The 19337-nt window shown below is 56.3% G+C and carries 19 protein-coding genes, 1 tRNA gene, 1 other RNA gene and 1 pseudogene; 9 read left to right on the top strand and 13 right to left on the bottom strand.

Features of this window, described 5'->3' with window-relative positions; all coding sequences use genetic code 11:
• Window positions 1–29 precede the first annotated feature (29 nt).
• The 5 genes from mreC to ACZ1GS_RS09550 all read left to right on the top strand — a co-directional run bounded on the left by mreC (window position 30) and on the right by ACZ1GS_RS09550 (window position 4688).
• Window positions 30–938, top strand: a complete 909-nt coding sequence (mreC, locus tag ACZ1GS_RS09530; protein ID WP_472694971.1) for a rod shape-determining protein MreC — start codon at window positions 30–32, stop codon at window positions 936–938.
• Window positions 938–1453, top strand: coding sequence for a rod shape-determining protein MreD (mreD, locus tag ACZ1GS_RS09535; protein ID WP_472694972.1), 516 nt, complete (start codon window positions 938–940; stop codon window positions 1451–1453). The genes mreC and mreD overlap by 1 nt, the downstream gene beginning before the upstream one ends.
• Window positions 1450–3420, top strand: coding sequence for a penicillin-binding protein 2 (gene mrdA / locus ACZ1GS_RS09540; protein WP_472694973.1), 1971 nt, complete (start codon window positions 1450–1452; stop codon window positions 3418–3420). Before mreD ends, mrdA begins: the two co-directional genes overlap by 4 nt.
• Before the next feature lie 69 nt (window positions 3421–3489).
• Window positions 3490–4536 (top strand): rod shape-determining protein RodA, encoded by a 1047-nt coding sequence (rodA, locus tag ACZ1GS_RS09545; protein ID WP_472698108.1) that lies wholly within the window; start codon window positions 3490–3492, stop codon window positions 4534–4536.
• A gap of 76 nt (window positions 4537–4612) precedes the next feature.
• Window positions 4613–4688: transfer RNA gene (locus ACZ1GS_RS09550), tRNA-Lys, on the top strand.
• Between the two features lie 197 nt (window positions 4689–4885).
• On the opposite strand, the gene ACZ1GS_RS09555 is transcribed toward ACZ1GS_RS09550, so the two are convergent.
• Together ACZ1GS_RS09555 and ACZ1GS_RS09560 are read right to left on the bottom strand one after the other, a co-directional pair.
• Complete coding sequence (locus ACZ1GS_RS09555; protein ID WP_472694974.1) at window positions 4886–5266, bottom strand: hypothetical protein; 381 nt, start codon at window positions 5264–5266, stop codon at window positions 4886–4888.
• Window positions 5205–5816: a hypothetical protein gene (locus tag ACZ1GS_RS09560; protein WP_472694975.1), complete on the bottom strand. Its 612-nt coding sequence runs from the start codon at window positions 5814–5816 to the stop codon at window positions 5205–5207. The genes ACZ1GS_RS09555 and ACZ1GS_RS09560 overlap by 62 nt, the downstream gene beginning before the upstream one ends.
• A 680-nt stretch (window positions 5817–6496) precedes the next feature.
• On the opposite strand from ACZ1GS_RS09560, the pseudogene ACZ1GS_RS09565 reads away from it, so the two are divergent.
• Window positions 6497–6613 (top strand): annotated as a pseudogene (locus ACZ1GS_RS09565) (PEPxxWA-CTERM sorting domain-containing protein); the annotation flags it as partial.
• Window positions 6614–6746: 133 nt separating this feature from the next.
• Here the strand turns inward: ACZ1GS_RS09565 and ACZ1GS_RS09570 are convergent.
• Entirely contained in the window at window positions 6747–7727 is a 981-nt protein-coding gene (locus ACZ1GS_RS09570) for an MBL fold metallo-hydrolase (protein WP_472694976.1), read from the bottom strand.
• Window positions 7728–7890: 163 nt separating this feature from the next.
• Here ACZ1GS_RS09570 and ACZ1GS_RS09575 point away from each other — a divergent pair, with 163 nt between their 5' ends.
• Both ACZ1GS_RS09575 and ACZ1GS_RS09580 read left to right on the top strand, forming a co-directional pair.
• Window positions 7891–8613 carry an SDR family oxidoreductase gene (locus ACZ1GS_RS09575; protein ID WP_472694977.1) on the top strand — a complete coding sequence of 241 codons (723 nt, stop codon included), beginning with the start codon at window positions 7891–7893 and terminating at the stop codon, window positions 8611–8613.
• Between the two features lie 62 nt (window positions 8614–8675).
• Window positions 8676–8990 (top strand): GNAT family N-acetyltransferase, encoded by a 315-nt coding sequence (locus tag ACZ1GS_RS09580; protein ID WP_472694978.1) that lies wholly within the window; start codon window positions 8676–8678, stop codon window positions 8988–8990.
• Window positions 8991–9059: 69 nt separating this feature from the next.
• Here ACZ1GS_RS09580 and ACZ1GS_RS09585 read toward each other — a convergent pair whose 3' ends face one another.
• The 10 genes from ACZ1GS_RS09585 to ACZ1GS_RS09630 all read right to left on the bottom strand — a co-directional run bounded on the left by ACZ1GS_RS09585 (window position 9060) and on the right by ACZ1GS_RS09630 (window position 18535).
• A complete protein-coding gene (locus tag ACZ1GS_RS09585; RefSeq protein ID WP_472694979.1) occupies window positions 9060–9416 on the bottom strand; it encodes a hypothetical protein in 357 nt (118 codons plus the stop codon).
• Between the two features lie 145 nt (window positions 9417–9561).
• Window positions 9562–9837 (bottom strand): HU family DNA-binding protein, encoded by a 276-nt coding sequence (locus tag ACZ1GS_RS09590; RefSeq protein WP_074205352.1) that lies wholly within the window; start codon window positions 9835–9837, stop codon window positions 9562–9564.
• Window positions 9838–10107: 270 nt separating this feature from the next.
• Window positions 10108–12543, bottom strand: coding sequence for an endopeptidase La (gene lon / locus ACZ1GS_RS09595; protein ID WP_472694980.1), 2436 nt, complete (start codon window positions 12541–12543; stop codon window positions 10108–10110).
• 132 nt (window positions 12544–12675) lie between these two features.
• A complete protein-coding gene (locus ACZ1GS_RS09600; protein WP_472694981.1) occupies window positions 12676–13011 on the bottom strand; it encodes a YbaB/EbfC family nucleoid-associated protein in 336 nt (111 codons plus the stop codon).
• Entirely contained in the window at window positions 13008–14837 is a 1830-nt protein-coding gene (locus tag ACZ1GS_RS09605) for a DNA polymerase III subunit gamma/tau (protein ID WP_472694982.1), read from the bottom strand. Before ACZ1GS_RS09605 ends, ACZ1GS_RS09600 begins: the two co-directional genes overlap by 4 nt.
• A 78-nt stretch (window positions 14838–14915) precedes the next feature.
• Window positions 14916–15010, bottom strand: an RNA gene (ffs, locus tag ACZ1GS_RS09610) — signal recognition particle sRNA small type.
• A gap of 54 nt (window positions 15011–15064) precedes the next feature.
• A complete protein-coding gene (bla, locus tag ACZ1GS_RS09615) occupies window positions 15065–16006 on the bottom strand; it encodes a class A beta-lactamase (RefSeq protein ID WP_472694983.1) in 942 nt (313 codons plus the stop codon).
• Window positions 16003–16344 carry a 2Fe-2S iron-sulfur cluster-binding protein gene (locus ACZ1GS_RS09620; RefSeq protein WP_472694984.1) on the bottom strand — a complete coding sequence of 114 codons (342 nt, stop codon included), beginning with the start codon at window positions 16342–16344 and terminating at the stop codon, window positions 16003–16005. Before ACZ1GS_RS09620 ends, bla begins: the two co-directional genes overlap by 4 nt.
• Window positions 16341–17465, bottom strand: coding sequence for a cysteine desulfurase family protein (locus ACZ1GS_RS09625; protein WP_472694985.1), 1125 nt, complete (start codon window positions 17463–17465; stop codon window positions 16341–16343). The genes ACZ1GS_RS09620 and ACZ1GS_RS09625 overlap by 4 nt, the downstream gene beginning before the upstream one ends.
• Window positions 17462–18535: a cysteine desulfurase family protein gene (locus ACZ1GS_RS09630; RefSeq protein ID WP_472694986.1), complete on the bottom strand. Its 1074-nt coding sequence runs from the start codon at window positions 18533–18535 to the stop codon at window positions 17462–17464. Before ACZ1GS_RS09630 ends, ACZ1GS_RS09625 begins: the two co-directional genes overlap by 4 nt.
• Before the next feature lie 142 nt (window positions 18536–18677).
• Between ACZ1GS_RS09630 and ACZ1GS_RS09635 the strand changes: the two genes are divergently transcribed.
• Complete coding sequence (locus ACZ1GS_RS09635) at window positions 18678–19334, top strand: alpha/beta hydrolase (RefSeq protein WP_472694987.1); 657 nt, start codon at window positions 18678–18680, stop codon at window positions 19332–19334.
• Window positions 19335–19337: the final 3 nt, after the last annotated feature.

The raw sequence follows: 19337 nt of genomic DNA on the forward strand, positions 1-19337 counted from the left end.
TATTGGATAAAACAGAAGGATAAGCAGGAATGGCGCCGCCAAATAACCGGCGCCCAGGATTTTCGAAGCGAGCGCAATATAGTATATTCGCGAGCTATTTACTGGGCATATTAGGAGCAGTTGTCGGCCTGCTTCTGCTGCTTATCTCAATCATCGATCCTCGCGGGTTTTCTGTATTGCGCTCGATTGGCGCTGAGGCGACCGCTCCGGTCAGCAAAGGCCTGGCGGAAGCCGGCGGTTTCATGGGCAATGCCGGTGACAATATCTCCGCTTATTTCAACGCGGCATCCAAAAATGCCGAAATGACCCGCGAGCTCAAAAAGAACCGGATCGAGATCCTCGAAGCCCGGGCCCTGAAGCAGGAAAATGAACGGCTCAAACGACTGCTCAAGCTCGACGAGGAAATTCCCGAAGCCATCGGCATGGCGCGGCTGATCAGTTCGACATCCTCCAGTTCGCGCCGCATAGCAACACTGGGCCTTGGCAGCAGCGATGGCATCTTGCCAGGTCAGCCGGTGCGGGCGCCAGAAGGTCTGGTCGGCCGCGTGCTCGAAACCGGTCCGACCACCGCGCGTATCTTGCTGGTCGCGGACGGCAAGAATGTTATGCCGGTCAAGCGGGCTGACGATGAATTGCCCGCTTTCGCAACCGGACGCGGCGATGGCACAGTGGATGTGCGACCGATTAATTTGGGCATAAACCCCTTCAAAGGCGGCGACCTGCTGATCACCTCCGGCAGTGGCGGACTTTACAGCCCCGGCATCCCGGTCGCGGTGGTCATAAGACAGACAGACACCGGGGCCATTGCCCGCATTCTCGCCAACCCGGCCAATGTCAGCCATGTTATCGTGGAACCAATTTTCCAGGCCGAAACCGTCCGCGCGGCAGCCCAAAACGAACAGGATGCTGCCGAAAACGGTGCCGAAGGCGGTGAATAGTGGCTAAGCCCTATCGCTCTCGTCTGAATCGGCAACCCTCGCAGTTCCGGATCAAATTTGTGCCCTCGCTGACGGTGATCGCCGGATCCATGGTGACCGCCTTTCCGATCATCACTGATTTCCCGATCCTGCCGCCACTGGGCTTGCTGGTTCTGCTGTCCTGGCGGCTGATCCGCCCGGGCTACTGGCCCGTATGGGCGGGCTTTCCGCTTGGCATGGTCGACGATATTTTCAGCGGACAACCCTTTGGTAGCGCTGCCTTTCTCTGGTCGCTGATTTTTATCGCCCTGGAAACGCTCGACCGCAGAGGGGTCGGACGCGACTATTGGCAGGATTGGCTTATCGCCTCCCTTTCGATCATTTTTGTGCTAATATGCGGCATGCTGATCATTGACTTCCAGAGCAATTTGCTGCGTCTTGAAATTCTTGTGCCACAAATCATATTGTCGATCCTGCTTTATCCTTTCGTCACCCGCTTTATCGGCGCGATTGACAACTGGCGGGTGGCGACATGAGTCTGGGTAGCGGAAAAACGATTAGCGGCGCGGTCCAATCCCTCACCTTCACGCGCCGAGCGACGGTGATCGGCGGACTCCAGGCCGGGATCGGCGTCCTGTTGGCGGCACGCATGGCTTATATTTCGGTGGCCGAAAATGAACGCTATCAGCTGTTGTCCGAGAGCAACCGCGTCAATCTCACGCTGGTACCGCCACGCCGGGGCTGGCTGATCGACCGCAACGGCAAGCCAATCGCCAACAACAAGACCGACTTTCGTGTCGACCTCATCCCCGATCGCATCGGTAACAAGGACAAGACCGTCGCGACGCTGGCCGAATTGCTGTCGCTGCGACAGGAAGATATTGACCGGATCAACAAGGAGCTCGAACAGGCGAGCAGCTTTCAACCGGTTCAGGTTGCGACAGGTCTCGATGTCGAGCAATTTGCGGCGGTCAGCGTTCGTTTGCCGGATATGCCCGGTGTTTCACCGCGACAGGGCTTTTCACGCTTCTATCCTACCGGGGCCGCCGTCGGTCATCTGGTCGGCTATGTCGGCATTGCGTCCGCCGAAGACTATAAGGAAAATCCCGATCCGATCCTGGTCACGCCGGGATACAAGATCGGCAAGGACGGCCTTGAAAAACGGTTCGAGGACCATCTCCAGGGCAAGCCCGGGGCCAAGCGTGTCGAAGTCACGGCGCGCGGCAAGATCGTCCGGGAACTCGACAGCCGCCCGGACACGCCCGGCAAGGCTTTGCAGCTGACCCTCGATATCGATCTGCAAAATTATGCCGCTCGCCGCCTCGGACCGGAATCGGGCTCGGTCGTGGTGATGGATTGCGAAACCGGCGATATTCTGACGATGACATCGATGCCGTCCTTTGATCCGAACAGCTTCTCCGACGGTATCGGCCAGACCGAATATGGCATGTTGCGCGCCGATGATCATGTGCCGTTGCGCGACAAATCCTTAAAGGGCCTTTTCCCGCCGGGCTCGACGATCAAACCGATGGTATCGCTTGCCCTGCTGCGCGGCGGCATTGATCCAGAAGAATCGGTTAGCTGCCCCGGAGGATTGCGGGTCGGCAACCGCTTCTTCAATTGCCACAGCACCCATGGCAGTGTGAACATGAAAAAAGCAAATGCCCAAAGCTGTGACACCTATTTCTACAAAATGGCGCTACGCGTGGGCTATGACGCGATCGCATTGATGGCTCGTGAACTTGGTTTGGGCGCAAAATATGACCTGCCAGTCGCTTCGCAAAGCTATGGAACGGTACCGGACACGCAATGGATCAAAAAGCGCCATGGCCGTGAATGGGCCAATTTTGATACCGTGAACAGCGCCATTGGACAGGGTTATTTCCTGTCCAATCCCTTGCAGCTTTGCGTTATGGCGGCGCGCATGGCCTCAGGAAGGCAGCTCGATCCCAAACTGTTACTCGAGCAAAATCGCTCCACCGCACCACCGCTGAATGTTTCTCCCGAGCATCTTTCCTATGTCCGCGATGCGATGAGTGAAGTGGTCAATGGGGTCGGCACCGCGCGGCGCGCGCGGCTGCCGCTAGAAAATATCGAGTTGGGCGGCAAAACCGGTACGGCCCAGGTCGTGAGTCTGAAATATGGCCGCGGCGGCCGTGATGTGCCGTGGAAATTCCGTGATCATGGTCTGTTCGTCTGCTTCGCACCAGTTGACAATCCGCGCTATGCTGCTTCGGTCGTGATCCAGCACGGGGGTGGCTCGTCATCCGCCTATCCGGTGGCGCGCGACGTGATGACTTTTCTCTATGATCGTGAACAGGCCATGACAAAGCTACTGGCGATGGAGGAGAGTTGGGGCGGAACCATCTCCGAACGCATGGATCGCCAGCTCGCGGCTTACCGCGCACAAAAGGAGCTGGAAAAGGCGATTGCCGAAGGCCGGGTCAAACCCGAAGACACCGAGACCGGTACCAACAACCCCGCGCCGCAAACGGGGCAATAAGCGTTGAACGACTTTATCCCGGCACCTATCGCCCAATTGCCATGGCGAACTATATTATTGCTGCTGGTCATGGCGACCTTCGGCTTTGTTGTGCTCTACTCGGCAGCCGGCGGCAGTCTCACCCCATGGGCGGGCTTGCACATGGTTCGCTTCATGGTCTTTCTTGGCATGGCGGTCGTCCTTTCCCGGCTGAAAGAGAATTTCTGGAAGACCATCGCCTTTCCGGTTTATATCGCGGTGGTGCTGATGCTGCTGGGCGTCGAGCTGATCGGCGCGGTGCGGGGTGGCAGCCAGCGCTGGCTCAATCTCGGATTTATCCGCATCCAGCCTTCGGAGCTGATGAAGCCCGCGATCATCCTCGCCGTGGCGCGCTTTTATGATCTGCTGCCGGCTGGCCAGATCCGGACGTGGAGTGCCATCTGGCCGCTGCTCGCGCTGCTCGCCTTTCCCTGCGCCTTCATTCTCATGCAACCGGATCTCGGCACCACCATCACCGTTGTTGCCGGCGCGATGACGGTCGCTTTCCTCGCCGGCCTGCCGATGCGCCTGTTCATTGGCGGAGCGGCATCAATTGCGGTTCTGGCGCCGATCGCCTTTTTCTTCTTCCTCGAAGACTACCAGCAGCGCCGGGTGACCACTTTTCTAAGCCCCGAAAACGATCCGCTCGGTGCCGGCTATCATATCAGCCAGTCGAAAATCGCGATCGGTTCCGGCGGCATATTTGGCAAGGGTTTTCTCAATGGCACCCAAAGCCATCTCGACTATCTCCCGGAGGGGCATACCGACTTTGTCTTTGCCACCATGGCCGAAGAATGGGGACTGATGGGCGGCGTCGCCGTGCTGTTCGGGTTTTTCCTGCTGTTCAAATGGGGCCTCGGCGTAGCGATGAAAGCCAAGACCCGCTTCTCGCAACTGCTCGCCGCCGGCCTTTCCACGACGATATTCTTCTATGTCGCGATCAACCTGATGATGGTCATGGGCCTGGCCCCGGTGGTCGGCATTCCCCTGCCCTTCCTGAGCCATGGCGGATCGTCGATGATGACGATCATGATCTGTATCGGAATATTAATGTCGATCGACCGTCACCCCGGCAAAAGAAGCGGCACATTTGCCTGACAACGCCGATTAACCGGTCGAACCGCACCAAGCCCCTTGTTCTCGCGCGCCAAAGCCCTATATGCGTTGCTCGGATGGACGCTTAGCTCAGTTGGTAGAGCAGCTGACTCTTAATCAGCGGGTCACAGGTTCGAACCCTGTAGCGTCTACCATTTATACCATTATATCAGTCTCTTATGGGATGAATTTTACATTGGTCTTACTAAAAATCTGGATAAGTAACGTTGCAGGTAACACAAGGTAGTTTGATTGCCAGTCACCATTGATGACAACATTTAATACCGGTGCTTCAGTGCAGAACCCTACACGATTGGTTTATAGATCGTTCTCACACAAATGAGCCGCCAGGTTAACTGCCCGGCAGATCCATTCTTCCAATCGTTTCCAGTCTCTTCTTGTATTGGCTTAAACTGGTGATTGTACCTGGGCCAGGAGTGCGGCCGTTGAACCTCTTTCTCCAGTCTTCGTTTAGCTGGCTTTCTAAGAAACTGTTTTCATCCGTTGCGTAGGGATTCGATTCTGAGGCAACGTGCAGATCGAAATTGTTATATTTTTGATACGCGTTACTCAACTGTTTGGCGTCGGCATTCTTAAACTCACGAGGCAATCTCGATCCATCTAATTGCCCGCGTTCAGTCCAAAAGCCAAAGCCTTTATGTGGGTGCGCTCTACCTGTTGCAAAAACAGCCTGAACATTTTCTAATGAACCAAATTTGTGCTGAGAAATCATCGAGCACATCTCTAATGCCGTCCTTACCAACTTCGCCAATAACCCTCTCTGCCATCTTACCGGCGAAGCCTTTGACAATTTCTTTTCCTATAGACCATCCCGTAGATGAGATGATTTTGCCACCTTCATTTTTTAGCTTTCGAAAAGACTCTTCCATAATGCCAGGGTCGGGGAAACGGGCTTTGAGAGCCTCAATCACACCTGATACGAGAGCTCCGAACGGATCATCAGCTGTGTCATCTGACCAAGCATCAATAAATGCCACGGGGTGTCTCAACGCAAGTTGTTTCCCAAGCCTAGGCAGGAACCAGCTTTTTCCTGCACCATAATTTTTATCGATAGCAAAAGTGTAGGCCTCTTGTTCGCCAGCTGTGCGTCGACTTTTGAACCGGTTCACTAACAAAGTTTCAATTTCAGATGCTTCAGCTGAACGTATGCCCAATAAATCGCTCGCCCAAATTTCTTCTATGCTTCTCTCACGTTCACGATCTTGAAATTTTGGACTTGGCACCACTATTGGTTCCAAGGGATTAATTTTAAGCTTTGTCACTACCTCCCCCTGCCCGCTGCGCATTCTTGTAAGTACCTTTCATATTTTCACGGGTGTCCACTATGGGCGCTAAAGCCGACATTGGAATTTGTGCCAATTTGGGATGATTAGCCTCGCTACCGTATGAAATATCTGGAAAGACGCTCCTCACTCTGTTAGCTCTTTGTTAAGGGTTGCAAAATCTTTTGGTGGATTGGCTGGCTTGTGGCCTGCAGTTACTGGAAAACAGGGATAATATCATGAAAAAGTTCATTCTAACCGCAACCGGCGCGTCTCTTCTTGCGCTATCAAGCAATGCTAGCGCCGCAGAGATGGTTTTTCTGTGGGATTATCAGTCACCTACACTGAGTGGTATTACATTCCAAGATGGCTCTGAAATCCAAAATATCGCCGTCGGTCCGGATTACACAGGGGATTATACCTTGTTCAATACTCAGACGCTGCTTGCCGATCTCGACCTAGCGTTCAACATATTTGATGGTGAAGGCAATGTTCTTCACACTTGGGCTTTAACCGGCACGGCTGGAAATACCTTTTTCAATACGCCATTCCTCAACGGAGAGCTTGGGCCATTGCAACCTCTTGCGGGCGGGATCGATTTTATTGCTGATGGTTCAATCCAAACTGTAGGTGGGTTTTCGACCGCCGATGATAATTATACGTTGCAGTTCAGAACAAATGCAGTGGCAGCTGTTCCAGAACCAGCGACATGGGCGTTCATGATCTTCGGCTTTGGCGCCATTGGCGGAGCGCTTCGTCGCAACCGCAAAGCCAACGTCAAGGTTAGCTACGCATAAGAAACCACAACAAATCTTACCCGAAGCCCCGCCCGAGCAATCTGGCGGGGCTTTTTGTTTGTCCGCCGATGGCCGTTTTCAGGAAATAGCATTGCTCTGCTAACCCGCAAAAACCGCCATCGCACAAAATACCCTAATCCACTTCCTCATCCGGATAGGTCGTGGACCAGTCCTGCAGCCAGCGCGGTTCGGCCTGCATTACGACATCTTCCTTGATCGCATAGATTCGGGGATAGGCGCCGGTGCTGCTCAGATCACCATCCCTGATCCGGACCAGTTGATCCCGGAGCGTTGCGATATCGGCGCGGGACTTTAACGGTAACTGACCATCCTCTCCGGCATGGGCGCCGCGCAAGGCGATATCGGGATTGCCCTTGGTCGCCCGGATGAACCGATGGGCGGATTGCAGATAGTCGCCCATGCTCGCGCCCGGATAATAGGCGGAGATGTTCCCGGCGGACATATAGTCGCCGGTGAATAGGATAGCATGCGCTTCATCCAGCAGCGAGATCGAATTGTCGGTGTGGCCCGGCGTGTATAACAGGGTCAGCTGGCGATCACCCAAATCCATTTGCGATCCCGGCAGGACCCATTCATCAATTTTCCATGCCGTCGGTTCCACGCCTTCCGCAACGCCCAGATGCTCACCCCAATTGGGCGTAAAAATATCGCCCTCCGCCCGCTCCCGCAAATGCGGCAGGTCGACCAGCGCGGTCCGCTCGTATCGGCCCTGCCCGGTATGATCATAATGCAAATGCGAAGGCATGAAGGTGACCGGCAAATCGGTCAGCTGCTGAACCACCGGACGGATGTCGTAAAAACCAACGCCCGCGTCGAGCAACAGCGCACGTTCGGTTCCGGCAATGAGATAGTTGATATTTCGCGGCCAGGCATAGGGTTCCGCAATGGCAAATGTGCGCTCGTCCAGTTGCACCACGTAAAAATAGGCATCCTCACCCATCGGGCTGCTGTCGGCGGGCAGCGGGGCGTTTTCGGATGGCATGATCTGTTCGCCGGATGTCGCCAGCGGGATCAGGATGCGGTGGCGTTGCCAGACCCCGACCGCGAGCAACAGCGCGATGATGATTCCCGCAATTCCGAATTTCCTGGCCATGAAAGTCCCCCTGTTGATCAGGGGATCGTTTATTCCTGGCCGAGCGTCAATCGCTTCCTTCCACGCAGATCGATCGGCGGCCTTAGCAGTTGCCCGTTTCGGCAAATAGTGCAACGGTTCTCTAGCACTGGCACAGGCCGGGCCAAATACGGGCGAACAGATTATGGACCTTTCTGAAAAGAGCATATTATTGACCGGCGGCAGCGCGGGTATCGGGCGCGAAATTGCGCGTCAGTTGCAGGCCAAGGGCGCGCTGGTCACGCTGACCGGCCGCAATCCCGATCGCCTGGCCGCGATGCAGGACGAAGGATTCACCGTGATCGCGGCCGATTTGTCCAGCCCCGCAGGTGTGGATGCGCTGCTCGCCCAATGGGGAGATCAAGCGCTGGATGTCCTGATCAACAATGCCGGTCAGTTGGTGGACCATGATTTTCGCAACGGCAACCCAGACGCGGATGCCGCAGACGAATGCATCTATGCCAATCTTAACGCCCCGATCCGCCTGATCACGGGTTTGATGCCGCATTTGCGCAGCCGTCCGCAAGCCGCCATCGTCAATGTCACTTCGGGCCTGGCCATCGCCCCCGCCGCGCGCACGCCCATTTATTGCGCCACCAAATCGGCGCTGCGTTTCTATACGCTGGGCCTGCGCGAACAGCTCAAGGACAGCAATATCCAGATGATTGAAGCCCTGCCCCCGGTTGTCGACACCCAGATGAATGACGGCAATCCGATGAAGAAAATGTCGCCCGAAGAATGCGCACGGCAAATTATCACCGCTCTGGTACGGGATCAGGACGAAGCCAATATCGGGTCGACCAAAGCGTTGCGGATGGCCGAGATGATCTCTCCGGCGTTGGCGCGCAACATCACATTGCGCTTCTGACCAATTGTCGGGGGGCGTCCCGCGAGATTGCCAGAATCGCCATTCTGCTGCATATTCTTGTCATGGTACAGCAGAAGATCGCAATTTTTCAGCTGGAATCTGGCGACGCGTCGCGGCTCCGCGATCTCAATACCCTGTTTGCGGCGGCCTTTGACGATCGTGAGACCTATTTGGCATCCCAACCGGGCGATGACTATCTCAACGACAGGCTTTCGAAACCGGATATTATTGTTCTCGTCGCAGAGCATAAGGGACAGATAGTCGGTGGTCTGGTTGCCTATGAGTTGCACAAGCTGGAGCAGGAACGCAGCGAAATCTATATCTATGATCTTGCGGTGGCGGATGATTACCGCAGGCAGGGCATCTTCGGGAAATGAATATCGGTTGAAAGCAGACACAGCGCTTAAGACTTATCCTGCGCAGGCGCGGACGTTCCATAAGATCTTCTAGTCGTACATCTTCAAAACGTTCGCCTCTCCGATATATCCGCCTTCCCACAAATAGAATTTTGGAACTTTCTCAACCAGTGGAACAGCATCTTTCCCAGCAAGAGGAAAGATGAAGTCGACCACTCGCGTTTCTCCCAATTGCATTGGACCATCGATCAAAATGGCGGCGCCATCACTTGCCGGTCGTCGCGCTCTTCGATCCTCCACTAAATCTTTGACGGCATAACAGGGGCATGACCATCCGGGCAGTATGGGAAAAGACCGGGTCGAAGACTCCGCTGGATATAAAGTAAGTTCTACCTGCAACTGTGGAGGCCATGCGGCGAACAGACTAGCGCGATCTTCTAGAGCCATTCTGGATCCTATCGTCGTTTCACCATAAAAGCGACCGCCCTCGCCAACAGCATGAAAAAGGCGGGCTCCCGGAAGGGGGCCCGCCTGCAATTTCAACACAAGGCGCAATTAAAAAAGGGAGCACCGTAACGGTGCTCCCTCTGGATTATTTGTTGACGGCGTCCTTCAAGCCTTTGCCGGCTTTGAATTTTGCTTGTGTCGATGCAGGAATCTGCATGGGCTCACCCGTACGTGGGTTACGGCCCGTAGAAGCTTTACGCTTCGATGTGGAGAAAGTACCGAAACCGACGAGACGGACTTCGTTACCTGATTTCAAGGAACCTGTGATGGAATCGAAAACCGCGTCAACGGCTTTGCCGGCATCGCTTTTGCTGAGACCACTGTGATCTGCAACGCTACTGATAAGATCCTGTTTATTCATAATGGGAATCCCCCCTTCTCTAAAAGCAATTCTTGATTGAATCGCGCCTTTGTCTGAGCGCAGTAACACCAAGATACGGCGCTGAGTCAAAGGAAAACCGCCAATTTCTGGGTCAAAGATGCAAAATATGTGGCAAAAGGTTAAAATTTTACAGATTCTGGCGATGAACCTGCGATCAATTGACCGGATGAATGGCAGTTTGGCGACTCACCCGCCCGGTTTTACGCGTATGATTCGCGCAAAACCGGGGGTAATCGAAAGGTCTGCGACCTAGTGGCGGGCGGTTGAACCCGTGTCATCCGACACCGGAGCCGTGGCATGGCTGGCCAGCTCGTCCGCGTCGCTCCACTCGATCGACTCCACCTTCTCGGTCAGCGCCAGCGCCAGCACTTCATCGACATGCTTGACCGGAATGATCTTCAGTTCATCGGTGATATTGGCCGGTATCTCGACCAGATCCTTCTCGTTCTCGGCCGGAATGAGGACCGTCGTGATGCCGCCCCGCAAAGCCGCCAGCAATTTTTCCTTGAGTCCGCCGATTGGCAGCACGCGGCCACGCAAGGTCACCTCGCCGGTCATCGCGACATCTCTCCGCACGGCAATGCCGGTCAAAGTCGAGACAATGGCGGTGACAATGCCGACACCCGCCGATGGACCATCTTTGGGAACCGCACCTTCGGGCAAATGGATATGGATATCCTTACGGCCAAACAGACTTGGCTTGATGCCATAGCTTGGCGCTCGCGCCTTGACGAAGGACAAAGCGGTTTGCACCGACTCGGTCATGACTTCGCCGAGCTTGCCGGTTGTTCTGATCTGGCCCTTGCCGGATACGGTCACCGATTCGATCGTCAGTAGTTCGCCACCAACTTCGGTCCAGGCCAGTCCGGTGACCGCCCCCACCTGATGTTCTTCTTCGCCAACGCCGTGCCGATATTTCCGAACCCCGGCATAGTCGGACAATGTTTCCGGCGTGATTTCAACGGTTTTATACTCGCCTTCCAAAATGCGGCGCAGCGCCTTGCGAGCCAGCTTGGCGATTTCCCGTTCGAGCGTCCGCACCCCGGCTTCCCGGGTATAATAGCGGATCAGATCCCGCAACGCGTCGTCCTGCAACGCAAACTCGCCTTTTTTCAGGCCATGGGCGTCAATCTGCTTTTCGATCAGATGGCGCTTGGCAATCTCGACCTTCTCGTCTTCGGTATAGCCTTCCAGACGGATGATCTCCATCCGGTCGAGCAGCGGCTGCGGCAGATTGAGCGAGTTGGCGGTGGTCACGAACATGATGTCCGACAGATCAATATCAATTTCGAGATAGTGATCCTGAAACTTGTCATTTTGTTCCGGATCGAGCACTTCGAGCAAGGCCGAAGCCGGATCTCCGCGGAAATCCTGACCCAATTTGTCGATTTCATCGAGCAGGAACAGCGGATTGGACGTGCCGGCCTTTTTCAGGTTGGAAACAATCTTGCCAGGCAGCGATCCGATATAAGTCCGGCGATGGCCGCGAATTTCGGCTTCATCACGCACGCCGCCAAGCGACTGGCGGACAAATTCACGCCCGGTAGCCCGCGCGATCGAACGGCCAAGCGAGGTCTTGCCGACGCCGGGAGGGCCCACCAGGCACAATATCGGGCCTTTGAGCTTGTTGGTCCGCGCCTGGACGGCGAGATACTCGACAATCCGTTCCTTGACCTTTTCCAATGCGAAATGGTCGTCATCGAGAACCTTCTCGGCCTGTTTGATGTCTTTCTTGAGGCGCGACTTCTTGCCCCACGGCAAACCGAGCAGCACATCAAGATAGTTGCGCACCACTGTCGCTTCTGCCGACATGGGCTGCATGCCCTTGAGTTTCTTATATTCGGCCTTGGCTTTGGTCTTAGCTTCCTTAGAGAGTTTCATCTCCTCGATTTTCTTGCCAAGCGCAGACATTTCGTCGCCCTCGCCATCTTCGCCGTCGCCCAATTCGCGCTGAATCGCTTTCATCTGCTCGTTGAGATAATATTCGCGCTGGGTCTTTTCCATCTGCCGCTTCACACGACCGCGGATCTTCTTTTCCACCTGCAACACGCCAAGCTCGCCCTCCATGAAGGCAAAGGCCATTTCCAAACGCTTGACCGCGTCGCTTTCGATCAACAGGCTCTGTTTGTCCGCCACTTTCACATTGATATTGGCCGCCACCGCATCGGCCAGGCGCGACGCTTCTTCGATTTCGCCCAGTTGAACGGCCGTTTCCGCCGGCATTTTCTTGTTGAGCTTGGAATAATTTTCGAACTGGTCGACAACCGATCGCATCAAGGCGGTGGTTTCCGGACCCGAAGTCTCAGTCTGTTCCGTCAGCGTGACATCGGCCAGCACATAGCCGTCATCCTGCTCATCCAGAGCAGTATGCTGGGCGCGCTGCTTGCCTTCGACCAGCACCCGAACCGTCCCGTCCGGAAGCTTCAGCAACTGCAATACGGTGGCCACGACGCCAAGATCATAGAGCTGATCCCGTCCCGGATCATCTTCGGCAGGATCAAGCTGAGCGACAAGAAAAATTTCCTTGTCCTGGTCCATCGCCTTTTCGAGCGCGACCACCGATTTGTCCCGACCAACAAATAGCGGAACAATCATGTTCGGAAAAACAACAATATCGCGCAACGGCAAAAGCGGGAGCGAGCGGGAAACCGGCGCAGAAGGAGGCGTGGATTCAGACTGGGACATTAAAACTCCAAACTAGGGTCATTCAAATGACATTGCTGTTAATATGGTACGCTTTCAGTGCACTTCAAGCATTAGGCGGCACCCAAATTCTCGCTGATGCCCCGAAGACTATAACGGCCGGAAAGCCCAGCCTTAAAATGGCAGCTTGAACCCAGCGGGCAGCGGCAAACCACTGGTCATCTTGCCCATTTCTTCGTTGCTCACCTTGTCGGCCCGATCACGGGCATCGTTAAACGCCGCGGCAACAAGATCTTCCAATATCCCTTTTTCATCCGCTTTCAGCAGGCTGTCATCAATACTGACGCTCAAGATACGCCCTTTGGCCGTCGCTTTGACGGTAACCAACCCGCCCCCGGACTTGCCCTCGACTTCGATCCCGTCAAGCTTGGCCTGCGCCTCTTCCATCTGGGTTTGAACCGTCTGCGCAGCCTCCTGGGCCGCCTGAATCATTTCTTCCATAGATTTCATGCTTGCGAACTCCTTGTTTCTGGCATGGTCTGCATATCATCTTCGAGCAATTCCGCGTCGGGAAAAGCATCGAAAGCGGCTTTAACGAGCGGCGTATTTAAGATCGCCTGGGTTGCCGCATTTTTGGCATTTTCCACTTTTTCATCGAGGCTGGGCTCGGCTTCGCCCTGCCCTTCAGTGATCGTCCACTCCGCCCCGGTCGCATCCTTTAAAATTTGTGCAATCCGTTTGAGATCGGCAGCGGCGACCGCGCGAACCGGTTCGAACACTATCGACGGCGGCGTATAGTTGATCAAACGCATGTCGGCGCGCAAGATGCTCTGCATCATCACGGACGCCGCCCCGACCAGATCGACAACCGCATCGAAACTGGCAGGCAGCACCGAAGGCAACGAAGACGCAACGCCGGTGTCAGCCGGCACGACCACGGAGCTGGAATCGGGGGCTGCCTGTGGAACGGTTTCCGCCGGCTCTTGCTCCGGGCGATCATGGATTATCGGTGCAGGTTCTTCTGCTGCGACGGCATGCGCGGGCTCAACGGCTGCTGGATGGCCGTCGTCGGGGGCCGCTGCTTCGTTATCTTGTGGCGGCGTCGACTGGACCGCTCCTTCCAGCATTTTCTGGAGCGTACCGGGATCCGGCATATCGGCCGCGCACAGCACCCGCAGCAGCGCCATATCACAGGCATCGCGCGGAATATGCGCCTGCTGTACTTCTTCAAAGCCTTTGAGCAGCAACTGCCAGAGCCGGTGCAATACCGGATAGGACAATGTTTCGGACCAGTGCTGCAATTGCTGCCGAGCCTCATCCGACAGAGTCGGATCGCTCGCGCGACCCACTTTAAACAGGGTCACCTGATGGCTGAGCGAGAGCAACCCGTTCATCAATGACAACGGTTCCACGCCGATACGATATTGCTCATCAATCGCATCCAGCAACCCCGCACTTTCACCGTCGAGCAACAGGCCAAAGAGCCGTCGGATGGCGCTCCGGTCCGACAATCCCAGCATATCGCGAATCTGGACGGATTTAACCGTGCCTTCGCCTTCCATATCGGCATGGGCAATGGCCTGATCGAGAATAGAAAGACCATCACGCACCGATCCTTCGGCCGCCTGGGCGATCAGATCCAGGGCCTCCGGTTCTGCGGTAACGCCTTCTTTCTCCACAATTGCGGCAAAATGGGCGGACAGTTGCTCCGCCTTGATCCGTTTCAGATCAAAGCGCTGACAGCGCGACAGCACCGTTATCGGTACTTTGTTGACTTCGGTGGTCGCAAAAATGAACTTCACATGCGCCGGCGGCTCTTCGAGCGTCTTGAGCAGCGCGTTAAAGGCGTTTTTCGACAGCATGTGGACTTCATCGATAATATAGATCTTGTAACGGGCCGAAACCGACGCATAGCGCACCGCTTCGATAATTTCGCGCACATCGTCCACGCCGGTATGGCTGGCGGCATCCATCTCGATGACATCGATGAAACTGCCTTCGGCAATCGATCGGCAGGGCTCGCATTGGCCACAAGGATCGATTGTTGGCCCACCCTGCCCGTCTGCACCAATACAATTGAGCGCCTTGGCAATCAGCCGCGCAGTCGATGTCTTGCCCACCCCGCGCACACCCGTCATCAAAAACGCGTGCGCTAGGCGATCCCGTTTGATCGCGTTTCCGAGGGTCTGAACCATCGCATCCTGCCCGATCAGCTCGGCAAAGCTCGACGGGCGATATTTGCGCGCCAATACGCGATAAGGCTGCGCGGTATCAGGCGCAGGCGCAACCGGCGCTTCTACGCCTCCGGCAGCAAAAATATCGGGTGAATCGGACATTGGCTCAGTCTAGGCGCTCACCGCCCGCTTGTCGAAGCCTTATGGCCTCACTGACCAGAAAAGCCTGTGTAAATTTTGTGAGTAGGAGCCGGGCGACCCGCAGAAAAATCGTTACGGCTGCTTCCTTCCGGATCTGACCGGGTTGGCGAACACTACGTCCACCCGACTCCCGCTGCGCATATGGCGATATTGGGGGCCGGATTCAAGCCTGTTATTTTCGGCCTGCGTCAGCCGCGCCGTTGTGCCACCCAGGCTGCTATTTTGCCGACTTCCGCGATGCTGCGCTCAACCAGTGCGGCCGTAGCGCTTGGCCGGTCGTTGAAAACGGTCAAAAAGCGCGGTTCATCTCCTTCATAGCCAGCAAAAGACGGCCAGAAAATCGCGACATCATTATAGGCCAGACCGCCAGGCGCCGTGCCCGTCTTGTTGCCGACCGGCCAGCCATAGGGGATGCCAAGGCGAATCCGACCCAGTCCGGTTTTGCTGCGGGCCATCCAGTCATATACTATCAAGCTGTTCGGGACCTTCAGCGGCGGAATCATCAATCCGTGCATCAGCTGTGCGAAAGCGATCGGACTGGATGTATCCCGCGGATCGCCCTGCTTATTCTCGTTGAGCAATGGCTCGATCCGATCCAGTCGCGTGACGGTGTCCTTCTGGTTCCGGACAAACCGGGTAAAGCCCGCCGGACCGCCAACCGCCTTCAGCACCATATTCGCTGCTGCGTTGTCGCTGGTCATCACCGCCGCTTTTGCGAGCTTTTCCAGTGTTACGCTTTGCTGGGCGGCCAGTTGCGCCTCGACATAGGGTGCGTAAGGCACCAGATCGGCTTCGCGTAACGCGATTGGCACTTTCAAGTCAGCCTCGCCCTTTTCCGCGGCATCGAACAGGCAAAATGCCAATGGCAGCTTGAAGGTTGAACACATGGCAAAGCGTTCATCCCCACGATAGGCGAAGGCGATTGCTCCGGTCCGGTCGGTCAGCGCCACACCCAGTCGCCCGCCAATGCGCTTTTCCAGCTTGGCGATTTCCCGCGTGGCAGCCGCGTTCTGATAGGAATCACCGGTGCGACCGGCCTGTGCCGCCACCGCAATTTGCGGTGCCGCGAGTATTCCCGCTGCGGATAGCGATGTTCCAGTGATAAATTTGCGACGGTCGAACAGCGTCATACGCGCTGCATATCCCGGCTTTCGGCGGGAATATGGACGGTCAGGCCATCCAGTTCCGCGGTTAACTCGATCTGGCAGGCGAGCCGGCTGGTCCGTCTTGCACCGGTTGCGAGATCCAGCATGTCCTCTTCCATCTCGCTCGCTTCCGGTAATTTGTCGAAATCCTCGGCAGCAACGATCACATGACAAGTCGAGCAAGCCATCTGGCCTTCACATGTCCCTTCGAGCGGCTGATCCTTGATCTGCGCCACGGTCAGAAGATTATCGCCCTCGGCGGCCGTCGCGGTGACCGTCTGCTTACCGTCTGCGCTGACAAAATGGACGCTAATGTCACTCATAGTCCCTGTTCTCCCGCCGCCTGATTGATCAATCGGGCCGCTTTCTGGATATCATCGACGCTTGTATAGCGCCCAAATCCGAGACGAATAGAAGTTTTGATCGCGGTTGGCGCCAGTCCCAGCGCCGCCAGAACATGGCTTGGTCGTCCAGATCCGCTTGCGCAGGCGGAGCCGGCAGAGAAACAGACGTCACGGACGTCCGACATCAGGCGGGCGACATCGATGCCGTCTCGTCGGATATTCAGGTTGCCGGCATAGCGTTCCTGATCTGATCCGTTGATCGTCCAGTCGGCAAAGCCCTTTTTTGCGGCTTCGGCCAGCATTGCAATATGGTCCGCATCCGCAGCCCAGCGGTCCTGACACAGGTTTGCCGCCACACCAAGGCCGACACAAAGCGCCGGTGACAGGGTTCCAGAGCGAATGCCCTGTTCCTGTCCCCCGCCATGGATCAAAGGCGGTACCGTGACCCCGTCGCGGACCCACAGCGCGCCGATCCCCTTCGGGCCATAAATTTTATGACCGGACAAGGCGATGAAATCGGCGGTTTCGGGAATTGCCACGCGGCCATAGCCCTGCACGGCATCACACAGCATCAAGGCGCCTTGCTGATGCGCCAACGCGGCAATCGCCTCCACCGGCTGGATCGTACCAATTTCATTGTTCACCAGCATCGCAGCAACCAGCGCCGTATCCGCGGTTATGGCTGCTTCCAGTTCGGGCAAACGGACCAGGCCATCGGAACCAACCGGATGCTTCTCAACGGTAAAACCCTGCGCCGCCCACGCGTCTGCGGTATCCAGAACAGCGGCATGCTCGCTGGCGAGAACGATGATTTTTGACTTGCCGCGACGATGCTGCTCGCGCACCGCGCCAAAACCGAGGTTGATTGCTTCTGTCGCGCTCCCCGTGAACAGCAGCTCCCCGCCACTCGGCAACAGCGCGGCGACCTGTTCCCGCGCAACCGCTACTGCCGCTGCGGCCTGACGCCCCATGCGATGCGCGCTGTGCGGATTGCCGAAATTGTCTCGTAACCAGGGCACCATCGCCTCGAACACCTCAGGGGCCATCGGCGTCGTCGCCTGATTATCGAGATAGATGAGCGGGGCCGCCATGGTGTTCATGCGGTCTGAGCGGCTTTGAACACCGCTTTCCACTGCTCGACAAAAGCATAGATATGCGAACGGGTCGTATCGCGACCGATGCTCACCCGGATCACTTCGCGGGCCGCTTGTTCGTCAATATTCATCGCCGCGAGCACGTGGCTGGGTTTCAGCGTCCCGGACGAGCAGGCGCTCCCCGCGGACACGGAAAAGCCGGCCATATCGAACTTGATCAGCTGTGTATTGGCCGCCACGCCCGGCATGCGATAGCTCGCAATGGTGGCAATGCGCGGCGCGTTTTCAGCAATCACAGCACCGCCTTCAGCCTTGATGGCATTGTCGAGATGAGTCCGCAATTCGGTGGCCCGTCCAGCCCAGTTTCCGGGATTTTCAAGCGCTGCGACCATCGCCATGATATAGGGCAGATTCTGGGTACCCGAGCGATACCCCTGTTCCTGTCCACCGCGCGCGTGCAGCAGGTTCAGATCCTTGATCAGCAAGGCCCCGACCCCCGGTGGTCCGCCAAATTTATGCGCGGCGATTACGATCATATCGGTATCCGGTAGCGGCATTTTTCCGGCGGATTGCGAGCAGTCCGCCAGCATCGTCGCGCCGCGATCCCGTACGACCTTGGTCAGCGCGGGCATATCCTGCATCACGCCGGTTTCATTGTTGACCGACTGCACGACCACCAGCGTCGGATCTTTTTCGCCCTTGAGCATATGGTTGAGCCGCATCGGCACGATCAGGCCGTTCATATCGACCGGGATCGGCTTGGCATCGGGTGCAAAACGCAGCACCACATCATGCTCGATCGGTGATAGCAGTTGCTGCACCGGCTTGGATTGCGTCAAACCAATCGCAATGGCTTCACTCGCACCGCCGGTAAAGATCACATCCCCGTCCCAGTCGAGCGCCGCCTTCAGCCGTTTGCGCGCATTTTCCAGCATCGCGCCCGCGGATCGCCCGTCTGCATGGGGCGATGACGGGTTGGCCCAATGCGCAAATCCTTCCAGACAAGCCTCCCGCGCGACGTCCAGCAGCGGGGTGGTTGCGGCATAATCGAGATAGATGCGTTGCTGTTGTGCCATTGTGACTGACAATACCTTGTATAATAGCGGTTAGAGTTGCGGATTACAGGACTCTCTCTATATAGGCGCTTGCAACAGCGCAAAAGCTAATCTGTCTTTTGTCGCGATCCAGAACGCCAACATTGCAGAATCGAAAAAAACCATGCCTGACGTAATTTTTGCCGGACCCGAAGGTCGCCTCGAAGGCCGTTTCAGCCCGGGACCCCGTGACCGCGCACCAGTTGCGATGATCCTCCATCCCCATCCGCAAGCCGGCGGGACGATGAATGACCGGATCACCCAGGAAATGTACAAGACTTTCGTCCGGCGGGGTTTCGCAACCTTGCGTTTCAATTTCCGCGGTGTCGGTCGCTCGCAAGGGGTGTTTGACAATGGCATTGGTGAATTGTCCGATGCGGCTTCGGCGCTTGACTGGGTGCAGAGCATCCATCCCGAAGCGCAAACCACCTGGATTGCCGGCTATAGCTTTGGCGCCTGGATTGGCATGCAGCTGCTGATGCGGCGGCCGGAAGTGCGCGGTTTTATTTCGGTGTCGCCACCCGCCAATATGTATGACTTCAACTTCCTCGCGCCCTGCCCGTCTTCCGGCATCATCATCCAAGGGGTGAATGATGAAGTGGTCACTCCCGGTGCGGTGCAGAAGCTGGTCGACAAATTGCGGACCCAGAAACACATCACCATTCATCATGACGAAATCCCGCGCGCCAATCATTTTTATGAAAATGAAATGGAATTGCTGATGGGGTCGGTGGACAATTATCTCGACATGCGTCTGGCACCCGATTCCCCGATTAAATAGGCG

This window comes from Parasphingorhabdus sp. W113 (assembly GCF_055693205.1).